We start from the raw sequence: 16543 nt of genomic DNA on the forward strand, positions 1-16543 counted from the left end.
CTCGATTATTTAGTTGTAACTTGAGTTATTAATAGGTAACTCTTTAAGTAAGAACAGTAGTAACAGCAATTTATATACCGATAGGCTTAAAATAGGTATTACGAGAAACACAAAGCATTTATATCTACCCGCAATAATACTAATCAATTTGAAGCATGAGCCTGATGCTAACTTAGTTGAGGGTTGGTGGTTGCAGAGCAACCAATACCGTGGCATTAGTTAGAATATTAGGTTAAAGATTACTCTACTGTTGTTAGGGTATTTCTTAAGTTAATAACTCAGTACCTAGTAAGGCGTCAATATAGGCGAGCTCTTCGCTAAAAATGCCATTCAAAAAAGCGTTTTGCTCAATTATTATAGTGTCATTAGGTTGGGCTTTGTATTCTTGTTGGCATCTTGTAAGCTCGCTGGCTAGCCATTGGCAGGCTTTGCCAGCAGTGCTTATCGCTGTTTTTAAAAATGATGACCATTTTATTTTTTGTAAATTAAAGCGATAAAGCATAACTGCAATAGCCCCATAAGCTTGTTGCTCAAGCGAAGGTACATCTTCACTATTTACTGAAAGGTGACTTAAAAGCTTGGTATTAATTAGCGATTGTTGAAGTGCAGCTTGCTGTGATTGACTTAAAAAGTTGTTTTCGTAATCCATGGGCAGCCTATATCTGCTGATAGCAGGGCAATATAAAAAGGAGATTTAGCACAGTATTTTACGATTCATGCGCACCGAAAAATGAACCACAGTGATAACAAAATTAGACTGACTCTTTACTGAATTAATAAAACACAATTGTAACTGGGTAGAGGGTTGAAGAGGGTAAGCGTCTTTTTTAACCTTCAAATCGCATGAAAAATAATTCTCGGTTGGTGTTTTTAATTTATTGGTAAGCACGGTAATAACCATAAACAAGAGAGTGATAAAAACCACTCTTTATTTCGCAAGAAATTTTGTTTATGTAGATAGGAGTTTTTTACAAAATTTAGCAATTTTTACTCTCGCGGATTCAAATCTGAAGTGCATAACGTTTAGGCGGCTTTAGCCGCCAAGTGATCCTGCATCAATTTTGCAGGCGTTTCAAATCCAAGTGTCTTCCTCGGACGATTATTAAGTTGCTCAAGTACTGGTATAACTTGCGCTGGTGTTACCGCCTTAAAATCTGTGCTCTTCGGCCAATACTGGCGTAGTAATCCATTCGTGTTTTCATTCAATCCGCGCTCCCATGAGTGATAAGGGTGAGCAAAATAAACAGGAACACTTAAAGCCTCTGTGATTTGCTCGTGATAAGCGAACTCTTTTCCATTGTCAGCCGTGATGGTATGAAGCGCTGACCTATATGGCCTTAATAGTTCTATCGTCGCCGCAGTGACGGCTTGTGCTGTTTTGCCTGCCACCTGCGTTGATACAGTGAATTGGGTGACCCGCTCTACAATGGTAACAAGGGCGCCTCGATGACCTTTACCTATGACGGTATCTATTTCCCAATCTCCGATACGACCTTTCTCATCAACTATTTGTGGGCGTTCTTCAATGCTAACGCGATTTTTTATTTGCCCTCGGTTTGTTTTACCATGACTGCGCTTGTGATATTTCTTACCGTGTCGGCGCAGATGTAGGTATAACTCACCACCTGCTTTTTTATCTTCCCAGATATACAGATAAATGCATTCATGGCTGACAGACCGTTCACTTTCTTTACGCAACCATCCCGTTATTTGTTCAGGGCTCCACTTCTCATTAAGCTTCTGGGTAATTAAAGCCATCATTTCAGGTGTCATCTTAAGCGGTTTTCTTACACTTCTTCGGCGAAACAAAGCCCGCTCATGAGCTTGTTTGTGTCTGTAACCTCGCTTACCTGTATTTCTAGAAAGCTCTCTTGAAATCGTAGATTGCGATAAATTAGTTAGCTCAGCAATACTTTGTTGCGTAAAACCACTTTTCTTTAGAACGGCGATCTGGCATCTTTGCGCATAGGTCAGTTGTTTGTAATGTCTCATTGTAAAATCTCTTGCCGGAGAAAAAGTAGTTAGCTTATGAGCAACTGACCACTTAATCTACCCAAAACAAGTTATGCACTTACAATTTGAATCCAGGTCTAATAATAAGAGTGTTAGTACGGAGTTTTGTTTTATGCTTTTGATTTTAAATGATAATTTACTTGGTTTGAGTTTTGCTTGGTAGTAAGTGTATTTTCTTAAATAAATAAAGGAGTTATTATGAGTACCGTTATTACTGGGTTATTCGAAAGTGCATCACAAGCAACACTCGCAATTTATAGATTAGAAGCTTTAGGTATTAATGAAGCTGATATTAGTATTGTAGCCAACGACTCATACGCAAAGGAAGATTTTGCTGTAGACGAAGGTACTAAAGCTGCCGAAGGCGGCATTATAGGCGCGGCTTCAGGTGGTATTCTTGCTGCAATTATTGGTGGATTTACTGCTGTAGGGACTGTAGCAACAGGTGGTACAGGCTTATTAGTTGCCGGTCCATTAGTCGCTGCATTTGCCGCTGGTGGCGCAGGCGCTGCAGTAGGTGGTACTTTAGGTGCCGCAGTAGGTGCGTTTATCCCCGAGCACGAAATTAAGTATTACGAAGACGCCATTGAAAAAGGCTCTATATTAATTGGTATTAAGTACGATAGTGACAACAAAAACGCTATTGAAGAAATACTTAACAATGCAGGCGCAAGTAACGTTTCTACGGCTTAACGCTAACTAATTAGTTTCAAAATTAATTAAAAAGGTGAAACTTAGTTTCACCTTTTTTTCGTTTTTAACGGCGGAGCAATCATAAATATTAACGTAATTTTTTGTCATTAAATAAACTCCATATATAAGTAAATTGGTTTTAAACATGCTTTGATTATAGAAAAGACTTATTTAGATAGGCGCTTTTTATTACATGTCGTAAGGCCCCCCTAACAACACCAACTCTCGAGACTACCGCCTATATAATAACGGCCTTTCAATTTGGCTTGTCTTTTTGGACTGGATCTTTGGTAATCTTCTTTTATTAGTTTTGTAAAGTTACCATTCTGTTTGTAAATATGCCTTGGTTTTTGCTTAACTTTTGGGTGAAAGTCAGTTTTTTTAATTAATTAGTTATTTATTTAAAATTAATAAAAATTATAAATTTACTTTTTAATCAATACATTAAAAATAAATAATACATAAATTCATGTTTACGCGTAGGACTGGTATATACATTGAAACTACTTGTTTAATAGTCGCTTAATTTAGCGTTATTGTTTTATTAATTTGATACTAAACGAGGAGATGATGATGAATTGTTTGCAGTTTGATTCAAACGCTAAAAGATCTTTAACCCGCGTTTTAAAACCAACTTTTGCGATACTACTTACCGGTGTGTTACTACAAAATAGCGCACTGGCTAATGTAAAAGTTCAAATGCACCAAGTTACTAAATCAGGCCAAGGGCAATTACTAGGTACTATTACACTAACAGAAAATGATAAAGGTGTTGTTTTTTCACCAAGTTTAAAAGGTTTAACACCGGGGCAGCATGGTTTTCATGTTCACCAATTTGCTAGTTGTGAACCCAAGAAAAAAGGCGATAAGGTTGTACCGGGAGGCGCCGCTGGTGGGCATTTCGACCCAAAAGCTAGCGAGCATCACGATTCTCCTTGGGGAGATGGCCATTTAGGCGATTTACAGGCGTTGTATGTAAATGAAAGTGGCCAAGCTAAATCACCTGTTTTAGCGCCAAGGCTCACGCTTGAAAAACTTAAAAAACACGCAGTAATGATTCATGAAGGAAGTGATAACTATGCAGATAAGCCAAAGCCATTAGGTGGCGGTGGCAAACGTGTTGCTTGTGGTGTAATTGAGTAAATATAAGGAGAAAGTTATGCCATATAAAAATCGTGATGAATTACCTAAGTCGGTAAAAAGTAACTTACCTAAACATGCTCAAGAGATATATCAAGAAGCGTTTAATAGTGCGTGGGATACCTATAAGGACCCTAGCGATAGAAAAAACGACGATGACCGCGAAACAACAGTGCATAAAGTAGCTTGGTCGGCGGTTAAAAATAGTTATAGCAAAAATGATAATGGAAATTGGGTAAAGTCGAGTAACTAGCTTTGATCAAACTAATAACAAAGCTAACGCATTAAAAAGCCGCTGTAGCTGATGTAGCTGATATAGCGGCTTTTTATATACTCGTTTTATAGTTGCGCTGTTTATACAATACTTTGCATTATGTTTGAGTAAAAACTGGTAAGCAAAACCATAAGTACTGCTTTAAACACGAATGTGAGTTTGGTTTAAATTTACGTTATTATTTGTATTAGCCAATCAGAGAACACTTTGAATTATTTAGCTCATCTTTATTTAGCGCAGCCCACAGCCGATTCTCACTTTGGGAACCTGTTGGGTGACTTTGGTGGAAAAAGACATGTAAAGCACTTACCAAACACAGTTAAAAATGGCCTCGATAACCATTATTTAGTTGATAAATTTACCGACTCTCACCGCGAAGTTAAACACGCTAAACAATACTTTTCACCCGAGCGTAAACGCTTTGCTGGTGTGGCTATTGATGTGGTGTTTGATCACTTTTTAATTGTGCATTGGCAACGATTTAGCAAGCAACCTTTAAGTGATTTTAAGTACACCAGCTATCAGCTTTTAAATAACCGTATACCTGTTATGCCACCGCGTATGCAGCATGTTGTAACAAGTATGACTAAAAATGATTGGTTTAAAGAGTACGAAACCGTTGAGGGAGTAGGGCTTGCGCTCGATAATATAGCCAAACGTATTCGTTTTACGAACACCTTTGCAGGTGCGGCTGATGACATAGCGCAGAATTACGATGAATTAGAAGCCGTGTTTTTAGCGTTCTTCCCGGAGCTAATTAAGCATGTAAGTGAGTTTGACCTTGAAAGCACCCCAAAAATGGCATAAAGCGCATTATTTAAAGTTTTCATCAATTGTTAATATTTTGTGATAAGTTAAGGTGAAAAAAACGCTACTCTAATACAAATTAATTTTTGAGTGTTTTTAATGAATCGCAATTACTTGGTTATTGTGGGCTTTGCTGTTTTATCGGCATTTCAATCTGGTGCTGTATTGGCTTTCGACTTTGACTTAAAGTCGGTACGCACAACTATTTCAAACCCAAGCACTAGCCACGCGCTAATATACGATGACTTGGATGGGAGTAATCAAAAAATACTGTTTTCGTTAGAGCCCATAAATAACCAGCGTGTGGGTGTGTTTTTTGATATTAACGACATTGAAATTGGCTACTCAGCCGATATTTTTGAAGATGATGTTGAAACAAAAACACAAGATATACTGCTCTCGTATAGAAAATTTAAAAATTCTAAAATCACATTTAACTATCAAACGCTTGAAGGGCTGCAAAGCACGGCTAGCAATTTAAGCGGCAATCAAACGGATCAAATTTTCTCGCAAAATACACGTTCAACCAAGTTTGAGCTATCTGGCCAACACAACTTTTATACCTTTAATAATAAAGAGTCTTTGTTTGAGCATTTTTTTCTTAATAGGCCAAAGCTAAGCAGCAAATTTGATTTGTCGTTAAGTGTTGTTGGCGCTTGGTCTTTCAAGCATGTATCTCTTGAGAACAAAGATAATATTGTGTTTCAGGCTGATTTTTTAAGTTCACCTGTGCCACAGATCACTAAGTTAATTTCTAATTCGTATGGGGCGAGTATTGGCTCGCTTTTATCATTTTCGTTACCGCATAATGTTCACGTATTTGCTGAATACAAAGTAGGTAAAGGGCATATTCAAAACACAAACCCTGGGCTGGGGTTAAAAGATTCGGGCGCCGAAAAAGTCGAGGCATACGGTGGTGGAATTTCTTGGACTTCCGACAATAAAAAACTTATGGTCGTACTACGTGCGTGGGAGCAAACAGGCCGGCATATAGATACGTCTTTTGGTAATTTGTCAGTAATTAAGTTTTTTTAGTATTGAGTGCTGGGGCTCTCACTTAAGTTTTTGCAGAATTTTAGGGATAAGTAATTACACCTGCATGTAATTACTTAATAGTAATGAGTGCTTAGTTAGTCTTTCATTGAGCGCCATGCAAATGTAGATGCTGCAATAACGATCGCAATGGCAATACCTAAGTAGAGTGTTTCTATTGTGCCCCCGAACTCAACTGCGTGCTCTAAAAATAGTATTACCAGTACAACCGAAGTTACTTGTACCAGAGTTATTTTTAAATCATGAAAGTCTTTAATATTAAAAGCAGCAAGAAATTTACTTTCCTCAGGCTTAGATGGTGTTATAAATAGTCGGTACAAGCTAATAGCAATAACTTGTAAGGTAATTCCGATTAGTAGCAAATCAAGAATTTTCAGTAGTTCAACTATTAGGGCTTTACCGGCTTTAGCTGAATCAGGCAGGTCAAATAGTGTTGTTATTACTATATTTGCTACAATATTAATGCATGAAACATAAACGAGTAATGATGATATTGCAGCGGTAATAACGGCGATTACGACCAAAAACCGACTTGTTTGGAATATATTTTCCATGTTGCTCAACTTTATAATTAGACCTGATTTATACGAAACGTAGCTTAAGTTAGATCCCTTACGAACTTTTTACTTTTATATTTGCTTTAACATATTGGCTATTTACTTGTTAAGCATAGAAATAACAAATTTAACTGGAATATTATGAGTAAGAATAACGATGTACCTCAGGCTTATGTTAAGCAAGAGGAAGGTTATAGAATAAAAGCCTTAAGATTATACCCTTGGGTATGCGGGCGTTGTGCTCGTGAGTTTGAGTACTCTAATTTACGAGAGTTAACGGTGCATCATATAGATCATAACCATAGTAATAATCCAGAGGATGGCAGTAACTGGGAGTTATTGTGTATTTATTGCCACGACAATGAGCACAATAAATACCACGAATATATTATGTATGGCGGGTCGACTACAGAGCGAAAAGTTGAGGCTGCAACGCATTCTCCATTTGCCGATTTAAAAGCGATGCTTAATAAATCAAAGTAGCTACTATGATTTCAACTGTTTGGATAAAAACAAGGTTGTTACATCAGCTACTTTAATAAGTGACAGTTTATCTGCATGGCTCCATGAAATTTTTGAGCCAACACTTTCACAACAAATAACACCTAGCGGTTTGTTATCAATAAAGTAGATGTAATCAAGCAAGGAGTAAATGTTTGATGGTTCAAAATAAACCTTGGTAAAGTTTTTAGTGATTTCGTGGTTTCTCGCATCTGATGCGTCTAATACTTTATGCTCTAAAATATAGTCAAAGTATGCAGGAAAGTCTTCAGCTTTTAAAACTGCATTACTTACTATCTCATTTTTTTCATCAAGGCAAATTAAGCTATTAATGGCAGTATAGTCGTGATTAAACAACCATAGACTGACTCTGTCGGCATTTGAAATTAACTTTTTTAGCTCATTGCATATCTGTTTTAGCTTACGTTCACTCGTAATGTTTGGGTTACTAACTTTAACTGCTAAATTTTTGAGATTTGAGTTTTTTGGATTATAAACATTGAGCAAGCTATTTAAATGATCTTTATTAAATGGCTTCGTTAAATAGCCATCCATACCAATATCTAAATAGTGTTCAATATCTGGTTTCATGGTGTTGGCTGTCATGGCAATAATTGGCGTTGTTTTATCTGTTTGTTGCTCTCTAATTATCTTAGTGGCTTGCACTCCATCCATCACTGGCATTTGAATGTCCATAAAAATTAAATCAACATGGTTGGCAAAAAAGTAATCAACGCATTCTTTGCCATTTTCGGTAAATATTACATTCGCACTATGAGCTTGTAGCATTTTACTTACGACAACTTGATTTACTTTATTGTCTTCGGCAACCAAAATAGTGCACCCTTGTAAATCGGTTATTTCTTTATTTGGTTTTAATAATTCATCGGGTTCTGATGTTTCAAAGCTTTGTTGGTAAGTAAATACAGAACCTTTATCTTCTTTACTCGTGAAGTTGATTTTGCCATTCATTAAATCACTTAGCTTGGTGCAAATGGAGAGACCAAGTCCCGTGCCCCCGTACTTTCTAGATGTAGATGAATCGGCCTGATGAAACTCTTGAAATAGGTTTTGCTGCGCTGCTTTACTAATACCAATACCCGTATCGATTATTTCAAATACAATATTTTGCGTGTTTAAGAGATTCTCCTTTACAGTGACTTTAAACTCTACCTGGCCTTGTTGTGTAAATTTAATCGCATTTGAGCATAAGTTATTTAAAATTTGAGAAACTCTGACAGGGTCGCCTTTTAGGGTTGTAGCGATATTTTTATCTATAGATGGAATAAATTTTATGCCTTTATCTGTGGCTTGTTTCATTAGTGGATTAATTACATTGTTAATGACTTCGCTCAGGTTAAAGTTAATATTCTCAATATTTAATTTACCCGCTTCAATTTTTGAAAAGTCTAAAATGTCATTTACAATATTTGAGAGTATATTCGCGGAGCTTAAAATACTCTTTAAGGCGTTATCTTTTTCTATATTTGAAGTCTCTGCTAGTCCAAACTCAGCTAAATTTAAAATGCCGTGTAGCGGGGTTCTTAGCTCATGCGACATATTTGCTAAAAATCGACCTTTTAGAGTGTTAGCTGTATCAGCTTCTTTTTTTAGTTCTTCAAGATTTTTATTATGTATTTGTTGTTGTTTTAATGCAGTGGCCAGCTTTCTGTTGTTTAACCTGAGCTCAAGTTGTGCGATAACTTCTTTGCCAAGTATTTTCAGTGCGTTAATTTGTGTTTGAGTTAGCTTTTTTGGCTGGTCGCTGATAACACATAATGTACCAATTGTGCTGCCACTAGGTGTAACTAGCGGTGTGCCCGCATAAAACCGAATGTTTGGATCGCTGGTTACTAGAGGGTTATCATAAAAACGTTCATCAAGTAGAGCGTTTTGTATTTCAAATACTTGGTCTTGCAGTATTGTATGAGAGCAAAATGCGATATCTCTTTCGGTGGAGTCTACATCGATACCATACTTTGATTTAAACCATTGCCTTTGTGGATCAACTAAGCTTATAAGTGATATGGGGGCTTCACAAATATCAGAAGCAAGTTGAGTTAAATCATCAAATACTTTTTCGGCTTCAGTATCTAATATTTCATACTCGTAAAGGGCCTTTAATCTAGATTCTTCGTCAGCTGGTATTTGTGCTTTTATCATAGTATTGCTCAATATTTATATAGATTCACTATAAGAGTAATTTAGTGATAATGACAACTTTAACATGTAGAACCGGCTAAAAAAAAGACATTGCATTTTGCTACTCTATTATTACTTTATTGAAGTTTTTATAAAACCAGCGAAAGTAAAAAGGATCTTTCCATACTGAACACTCTCAGTAATTAACATCGGAATTAATAGGGATTAAACCAGTCTATAGTTTTACATCATCTGTAAATTTTGAAACTCAGCAGCTCTGCTGGTGGGCAAATTCTGCAACCTTGTGAATCATAAGCTTCTAAAAGCATGTGATGGCTCGAAAAGGCTGATATTTTCCTTGGCATAAGTGATATTTACGAATGAAGTATCACGAAATTCTCACAATTAAATCACGTTTTAACTGTGTATTTCACTTAGTTAAAACTTAATTTGAACACCCGCTCAAGTTGTGCTTTAATCGTTGCTCAATTATTGAGGAACTTTACATGATTAAATTTTATTTTCACCATACGCCTAACCCAATGAAGGTTGCGCTCTTTTTAGAAGAAACAGGCTTACCGTTTGAACTTGTTCCTCTTGATACTTTAAAAGGTGAGCAACATACACCTGAATTTAAAGCAATTAATCCAAACGCTAAAGCGCCAGCAATTGTTGATGGTGAAACACGTGTGTTCGATTCGAATGCTATTTTAATGTACCTTTCTGAAAAGTATGGGAAGCTTGAAGGCAAGGGCGAGGACCGCGCTGAAATGCTGTCGTGGTTAATGTTTATCGCATCTGGTTTAGGTCCGTATTCAGGGCAAAGTGTACACTTTAGACACATGGCGCCAGAAGGGCTTGATTACGCTGTTAATCGCTATTTACGTGAAGCGCAGCGCCATTACGAAGTACTTGATACTCACCTTGAAGGTCGTGACTTTATTGTGGGTGATACGTATACCATTGCTGATGTATCTGCATGGGGCTGGATTGATAAAGCACCGGTTGTATTAGGTGAAGAGGGCTTAGCACCGTATCCAAATCTTAAGCGTTGGTTTGAAAGCATTGATAGCCGCCCAGCGGTTGCACGTGCACGCGTAATTGGTACTGATGTAGCCTTTAAAAAAGAGTTTGATGAAGACGCTAAAAAAGCGTTTTTCCCTTCAAATTACCCTAAAGTATAAAAAGTACTTAATTCTAAACAGCAGATCAGCTAGCTGATCTGCTGTTTAGTATTTCATGGCTGTGTGAGCGGTTCTTTATTTTCATCTGCCACGAATAAATTAACTTCCTCTGTGTGCTGGCTTACGCTATTTCTTTTTAGGGCGATGTATAGGTCTGAGTGAATATATATACCTTCTTTTCCCGACTTCATTCCTGCAATTTCAAACCACGAAAGTAGTTGGCGTTTTCTACCTGCAAGCTCAAGCCTTATATCGCGCTTTTTAAATATAACATCTAGATCGGCAAGCATCGCCATTACGCTTAAATCTAAGTGAGTAAAGCAGGGCACAGCGTCAATTATTACACATTGAGTGTCGCCTTTTTGCCTTGCATATTGCTCAAGTAATCTGCGTTTAAAGTAGCTGGCATTAAAGTAAGTTAAAGGTGAATTAAAGCGATAGATGAACACACCTTGCACTGCTTTTGCTTTATCTGTGGCGTCTAAACTTCTTACTACACCGTTAACATCTACGCCTAATATGTTGTCTGTTGGGCGCATAACAGTGCGAATAAATTGAAATAACCCCAGTAATACAGCAAGTGTGATCCCTGGTATAACGCCAATAAATAACACCGCAAGTAAGGTGGCTGAGGCGAGATAAAATGCCTGTTTGTCTTTTCGTTTTAATTGCCAAACAGCTTTTAAATCGAGTAAGTGTACAGAGGCAATAATAAGTACAATACCTAGCGCTGCGCTTGGAATAAATTCAAGTGGGGCTGTTAAAAATACAGCTATGAGCGCAATAATAGCTGCTGCTATTATTGATACTAACTGCGTTTTACCACCTGTTGCATCGTTAACAGCGGTGCGTGAGTCGGCGCCACTGACGGCAAAACCTTGCGATAGAGCTGACGCTATATTGGCAATACCCAACGCTCTAAATTCTTTATCGGCGTCTATGTCGTAGCCATTTTTAGCAGCAAAGCTGCGGGCAGTTAGCATCATACTAACAAAGCTCACGATGGCTAAGTTAAGTGCGGGTACCACCAGCTCACGAATAATCCCTAAATCAAAAACAGGGGTATTAAAAACGGGGAGCCCGCCAGTTACGGTGCCAATGGTTTTTATATCAAATTGTTTTAAATCAAAAATCCATACCAAAAGCGCACCAAAGGTAATAGCAAACATAGATGCAGGCCACGTGGGCTTTATCCGTTTCATGGCAAAATAGACCGCCAGTGTAAACAAAGCCATTAATAAGGTGGGAACGTGTGTTTGCGCTAGGTATGTGGGCACACCACCGAGGCGTTCAAGTAAGTAGCGCTCATCAAAAGTAAAACCAAATACTTTAGAAAATTGACCAACAATAATAGTGATGGCTACGCCGTTTAGTAAGCCCATTAAAATAGGTTTAGATAAAAAGTCGGCTAATACACCTAACTTAAATTTACTGGCTATAAAGCACCAAAAGCCGGTCATAGCGGTCATGGTGACAACAAGTTGCCAATGCTTAAAGCTGTCACCTGCAGCAAGAGGTGTTACTACAGCGGCAATAACGGCGCAGGTTGCGGCATCAGGGCCGACTATTAATTGTTTTGAAGTACCAAAAAGTGCATATAGCATCATTGGCAGTATGCAAGAATATAACCCTACGGCGGCGTTAACACCGGTTAGTTGTGCGTAAGCAATGGCAACAGGTAAAGCCACTGCAGCTACTGATAGCGCCGCCCTTACATCATCAGCAAACCATTGGCGTTCATAGTGCAGCAATGTATTTAAACCGGGCATAAAATTATATAAACGCGACAGCACTTTAGTTTTCCTGCTAATAGTTACAACGTTTTGATAGTAAATTTAATATTCAAATAAGTATAGCTAGGACGACGGTTATTTTAATAAATTGCAGGTGATTATTTATCAAGATATTAAATTTATAATTTGGTAAAAAAGTGAAAATTGAATTTTCCTGAGGTGTCTTTTAATCAGCTTATGTGCGTAGTATTAATGTACTGATATTGAGCACCTCAGGAAATCACTAAATCTAAAATCTAGTTTTAAATTTTTAAGATTATTTAGCACCACATGCCGGATATAACTCAAGCACCTCTGTTACTACTTGTCCAAATAAGGCTTGTTCTTGCTGTGTTAAATCTATAGCAGGAATAAATGGCATTGTGTCTGTTAATTCCGAGGTAATGATTTGATAAAAGGTCATCGCTGTAAGGACATTCCCAGCATAGGATGCATGATTACCGTCGGCACTATGAAGGTTTATACTAGGCATTATTTCTAATACTCGATTCCATACAAAGCCAACAGGCGCTATGCAGCTAGGTTGTTTTTGACTGATTGCTAAATGGAGGTCGTAAACCTGCTTTGCTTCTGCGGGATCCCCTTTTTGAGGATGCTCTGGAAATAAAATAGGTGTAATTTTATGCTCTTTTGCGTTCGAGATTAATCGCTCAGTTGCGCTTGTAGGGTAGTCAGTCGAACCTGATTGTGAGTACTTTTGGCCTTGAAAAATTGCATGACTCCAGTTATCACTTTTTAATTTATCGACATTCGCATTTACTGCGACTATTTCATCTAAAAATCGACCACTAACAGTCGTTATTTTGACTGAAGTGCTAGGTAACTGGCTTGTAATAATTATTTCTAATAAGCCCCCTAACTGTGAACTATGGCTATTACCATAGATAATTATTTTGTAGTCACTTAAGGGACTGTTATTAATAACCGCTTTTGATTGTGGTATTTCAATGCTTTCAGCCTCTTTTGTTTTACTTCCCCCAGAGCCGCATGCTGTTAATAATAGTAATGATAATGTGATTGATATTGTTGTTATGTATTTTAGAAACATTGTTAATCCTTTTTTCGTACCAATTATAAGTACGACTTTAGAATACTAGACATTTTATAACCAAGCTGCAAGGTTGCTGGTTTTTAGTGCAATGTATGGTGCTTAGTTTGTGCGCTAAAAGTGAAGTGCAGGAGGTTGATATTGTTTACGCGGTATCTAAATTTTAGTTTGAAGTATTATTCAATGATAATTTTATTGCTTTAAATAAATATTTAGTTATAAAAATTGTGCGATGTTTTAACACAAGTGCCACTTTTTTATAGACGTAAAAAAGCCTGCATAAAAGCAGGCTTTAGTTTTTAGGGAAAATTAAAATTTAGCGCGAATACCAAAGCTGTAACGGCGATCCGCTTCAGTGTACTTCCAAGCACCACCTAGTTCAGATAGGTAAATAGAAGGCTCACCCGTTAAGTTGGTCGCATTACCTACTAAGGTCACGTTTTCGTTAATATCCCAGCTTGCAGAGAAGTCTAACTGGCCTCTGTCGTCACGGTAGTTATTACCGTAAACAGTACCTTCTGCTGAAATACTGCCGTCTGAGTTAATATTTTCTACACGTTTCTCGTTTTCAGTATCTAAGAAACTGTCACGGTAGTTATAAGCTAGACGAGTAGAGAAACCTTCGTATTCCCAAAATACTTGTAAGTTATACGTATTTTTAGAAATATCTAATAACGGGTTACCGTTTGGTTGCTCGCTGTCTGCGTATGTGTAGTTTGCGTTAATGCCTAAGCCAGAAAATGCGCCAGGTAGGTCTGTAAAGAACTGTTGATAACCAACTTCAAAGCCTTGTACTGAGCCGTTTTCACCGTTTACATTTTTAACAGTATCGATACCCGTTAGTCCTGCGTCACGTAAGCCTGCTACATGGTTAAAGCCATCAGCATCTACTGGGAAGTCAGTTGCATCCGAGTAAACTAGGTTATCTTGTGAAACACCTGCAACGTCAAGCTGACATACTTGGTTCCATTGAGTTACGTTTTGGCCTGTTGAAGTGCTTGATGCCGCCACACAGCTACTTTCGTTACTTAAGAAAGATTCAACATCTTTATAAAATACTGCGAAAGAAATTACGTTACCTTGGTCAAAGTAATGCTCTACAGATAAGTCGTATTGCGTTGCACGATATGGTTCTAAATCAATAGAGCCTTGCGTTGCACCTGTAATGTCGTTATTAACGTCAAATGCAGGGCTTAGTTCGCTAAAGTCAGCGCGGCGCATAACTTTTGCAGCAGCAAAGCGGAATAATGTTTCGTCTGAGTAGTTATACGTTACGTTTAAGCTTGGTAAAAAGTCGCTGTAGTCATTGTCGCCAGTTACTTTTTCGCCATTAAGAAATACGCTTGATTCTAAATCCGTAGTTACATAACGACCACCCACAATTGCAGTGATGTTATCAAAGTCTAAGTAGGCTGATATATACACGGCAGCTGTATCTTCAACTACGTTACGGTATGCGCTTTCTTGGAACTCTTGGTTATCTGAAAGACTACCTGTTGACGCTAAGTTAGTACCTGCAAGTAACTGCTGAAGTTGAGCGTAAGTATTGGCAGGGTTAGATAAACCGTTGTAGCTTAAAAAGGTTAGTAGGTCGTTTTGTCCCGAATGACCTAATTGGTCAAATGAGTTGTCGTGGCTAACTGTTGTAAAGCTATTTGAAAAAGCAGCGTTGTAGTCATCAACCCATAAAGTGGCTAACGAACCGTCTGAGTCGTTAAATGCATTTTTATAAATGTCTTTAATTTCTACTTTGTATTGCTCATATTCGTAATCGCGGTTAGTAACACGTACACCCACTTTTACTTTAGATACCCAGCTTAAGCTGCTGAGTGGCTCAAACATTTCAACATCAAAACGAATAGCTGTTTCGTCATTGTCTGTTCTTCTATCTTCACTTTTAAACGTACGAAGTGCTAAGTTTTGTGGGTCAGTAAATGCATTAGGATCTGAATGAATGATGCTTGGTAATTTATTACCGTCTTGAGAGAATGCACCATCATATAAATGATTTGTTAGCTGAGTTCCGCCACTTGCTTCAAATGTTGATTTTTCGATTGGGCGAAGTGTAAATTCAGAATCAGGTCTTACGCTTTCTGATGATGCTACCGCAATTTCACCAGAGATTTTGATGCTGTCAGTAAGGTTCCACTCTGCACCAAGTGCATTTGAAAACGAGTCAGTTTCACGAAAGTCACTGTATGTTTTAGGAATACCAAATTCGTTTGTTAACGTGTAATTATTTACGCCGTTAGCATCTTGAGTTGTATTTGCATCTGTTGATAACGAACCTGCGACACCTAAAATAGAGTTACCAGCTTGTTCACCTGAGCGCTTTGTGCCGCTTAAATCAAGATACACCATGCCATTACCTGATTGTGGTGCCCATTGAAGAGATAAATTTACAGCAGTTCGTTTACGTTGTTCTACATATTGTTCAACACTGTGCTCGTCTCTTACGATAGCGTTGCCACTAGGTGTATTACCTTCTTGGCCATTAATTTCGATATCTTGAGGTTTAACACGGCTAGATGTTTCATCTTGGCGAATTTCGCGATCTTGGAATGAAAACATAGCAATGGCACCAAAGGTACCCATTTCATCAAAGTCCCAGTTGTTACCAATTGAACCACTAAAAATAGGTGCTACTTTTTCTGTTTTATCAGCGTATTCGCCATCTAATGAAACTGCGCCTGTTAGTTTATCTAACTCTAATGGGCGAACTGTCTTTAAACTAACTGTTCCGCCTAATGCACCCTCAATCATATCGGCAGTAGGAGACTTAACTACTTCTACTGTTTTTAAGAAGCTTGATGGGTAATCTTGCAAGCTAATGCCGTCACGAGAGTCACCAATAGTAGAGCGACCATTTAATTCAACACGGTTTTGAGGTAAGCCACGAATAGAAACACTGTCACCCACACCAAAATCGGTATTAATAGATACGCCAGTAATACGTTGCAGTGCTTCTGCAATATTATTATCAGGTAACTTACCAATGTCTTCAGCAACAATTGCATCTACAATACGTCCGTCAGTACGCTTAAGCATAGCGGCGGCTTTCATACTGCCTAGCATGCCTTTTACTTCAATTACTTCGATGTCTGCAGCTGCCGTTTCTGAAGCTGCGGGAGCCTCTTGCGCTGCAATATTTGAAGAAGCCATTAGTAAAAGGGCTGCGGCACTGATTGCTGTAGAGCTACTTCTTTTATGTTTATTAATTAATGTTGAAGTAATTTGATTGAGTTTCATGTATCTCTCCCGTTTGGGTACGACTTGCGTCATTGTGTGTGTTGTTACTTGGTTTGGTTAACCAATTTAACTGTTTCTTTCCTGTAGTG

Annotated in this window: 14 protein-coding genes; 7 read left to right on the forward strand and 7 right to left on the reverse strand. The window is 37.9% G+C overall.

From position 1 onward, the window contains the following. Window positions 1–265: 265 nt before the first annotated feature. Window positions 266–649 (reverse strand): hypothetical protein, encoded by a 384-nt coding sequence (locus PISS_RS02910; protein ID WP_058154183.1) that lies wholly within the window; start codon window positions 647–649, stop codon window positions 266–268. Window positions 650–1023: 374 nt separating this feature from the next. Continuing rightward, the gene (locus tag PISS_RS02915; protein ID WP_058154177.1) at window positions 1024–1992 is read right to left on the reverse strand and encodes an IS30 family transposase; all 969 of its coding nucleotides are present in this window, start codon (window positions 1990–1992) and stop codon (window positions 1024–1026) included. Between the two features lie 219 nt (window positions 1993–2211). Here PISS_RS02915 and PISS_RS02920 point away from each other — a divergent pair, with 219 nt between their 5' ends. The 5 genes from PISS_RS02920 (at window position 2212) to PISS_RS02940 (ending at window position 5962) form a co-directional block, all read left to right on the forward strand. Continuing rightward, a complete protein-coding gene (locus tag PISS_RS02920; RefSeq protein WP_007378461.1) occupies window positions 2212–2706 on the forward strand; it encodes a hypothetical protein in 495 nt (164 codons plus the stop codon). A 573-nt stretch (window positions 2707–3279) separates the two neighbouring features. Then, window positions 3280–3849 carry a superoxide dismutase family protein gene (gene sodC / locus PISS_RS02925; RefSeq protein WP_083494648.1) on the forward strand — a complete coding sequence of 190 codons (570 nt, stop codon included), beginning with the start codon at window positions 3280–3282 and terminating at the stop codon, window positions 3847–3849. Between the two features lie 16 nt (window positions 3850–3865). Continuing rightward, entirely contained in the window at window positions 3866–4099 is a 234-nt protein-coding gene (locus PISS_RS02930) for a ChaB family protein (RefSeq protein ID WP_058154184.1), read from the forward strand. A 228-nt stretch (window positions 4100–4327) separates the two neighbouring features. Continuing rightward, window positions 4328–4927 (forward strand): acyl carrier protein phosphodiesterase, encoded by a 600-nt coding sequence (locus tag PISS_RS02935; protein WP_058154185.1) that lies wholly within the window; start codon window positions 4328–4330, stop codon window positions 4925–4927. A gap of 99 nt (window positions 4928–5026) precedes the next feature. Further along, window positions 5027–5962, forward strand: coding sequence for a hypothetical protein (locus PISS_RS02940; protein WP_058154186.1), 936 nt, complete (start codon window positions 5027–5029; stop codon window positions 5960–5962). Between the two features lie 95 nt (window positions 5963–6057). Here PISS_RS02940 and PISS_RS02945 read toward each other — a convergent pair whose 3' ends face one another. Then, window positions 6058–6534: a YqhA family protein gene (locus PISS_RS02945; protein ID WP_007581432.1), complete on the reverse strand. Its 477-nt coding sequence runs from the start codon at window positions 6532–6534 to the stop codon at window positions 6058–6060. A 144-nt stretch (window positions 6535–6678) separates the two neighbouring features. On the opposite strand from PISS_RS02945, the gene PISS_RS02950 reads away from it, so the two are divergent. Next, window positions 6679–7020, forward strand: coding sequence for a YajD family HNH nuclease (locus PISS_RS02950; protein WP_058154187.1), 342 nt, complete (start codon window positions 6679–6681; stop codon window positions 7018–7020). A 3-nt stretch (window positions 7021–7023) separates the two neighbouring features. Here PISS_RS02950 and PISS_RS02955 read toward each other — a convergent pair whose 3' ends face one another. Further along, the gene (locus tag PISS_RS02955; protein ID WP_058154188.1) at window positions 7024–9201 is read right to left on the reverse strand and encodes a GAF domain-containing hybrid sensor histidine kinase/response regulator; all 2178 of its coding nucleotides are present in this window, start codon (window positions 9199–9201) and stop codon (window positions 7024–7026) included. Between the two features lie 485 nt (window positions 9202–9686). Between PISS_RS02955 and PISS_RS02960 the strand changes: the two genes are divergently transcribed. Beyond that, window positions 9687–10364: a glutathione S-transferase family protein gene (locus PISS_RS02960; RefSeq protein ID WP_058154189.1), complete on the forward strand. Its 678-nt coding sequence runs from the start codon at window positions 9687–9689 to the stop codon at window positions 10362–10364. Between the two features lie 53 nt (window positions 10365–10417). Here the strand turns inward: PISS_RS02960 and PISS_RS02965 are convergent, their stop codons facing one another. The 3 genes from PISS_RS02965 to PISS_RS02975 all read right to left on the reverse strand — a co-directional run bounded on the left by PISS_RS02965 (window position 10418) and on the right by PISS_RS02975 (window position 16454). Continuing rightward, window positions 10418–12157 carry a SulP family inorganic anion transporter gene (locus tag PISS_RS02965; protein WP_058154190.1) on the reverse strand — a complete coding sequence of 580 codons (1740 nt, stop codon included), beginning with the start codon at window positions 12155–12157 and terminating at the stop codon, window positions 10418–10420. Between the two features lie 256 nt (window positions 12158–12413). Continuing rightward, window positions 12414–13205, reverse strand: a complete 792-nt coding sequence (locus PISS_RS02970; RefSeq protein WP_058154191.1) for a hypothetical protein — start codon at window positions 13203–13205, stop codon at window positions 12414–12416. Window positions 13206–13514: 309 nt separating this feature from the next. Next, window positions 13515–16454 (reverse strand): TonB-dependent receptor, encoded by a 2940-nt coding sequence (locus PISS_RS02975; protein WP_058154192.1) that lies wholly within the window; start codon window positions 16452–16454, stop codon window positions 13515–13517. Window positions 16455–16543: the final 89 nt, after the last annotated feature.

Origin of the sequence: Pseudoalteromonas issachenkonii (assembly GCF_002310795.1) — a bacterium.
GTDB lineage: Bacteria > Pseudomonadota > Gammaproteobacteria > Enterobacterales > Alteromonadaceae > Pseudoalteromonas > Pseudoalteromonas tetraodonis.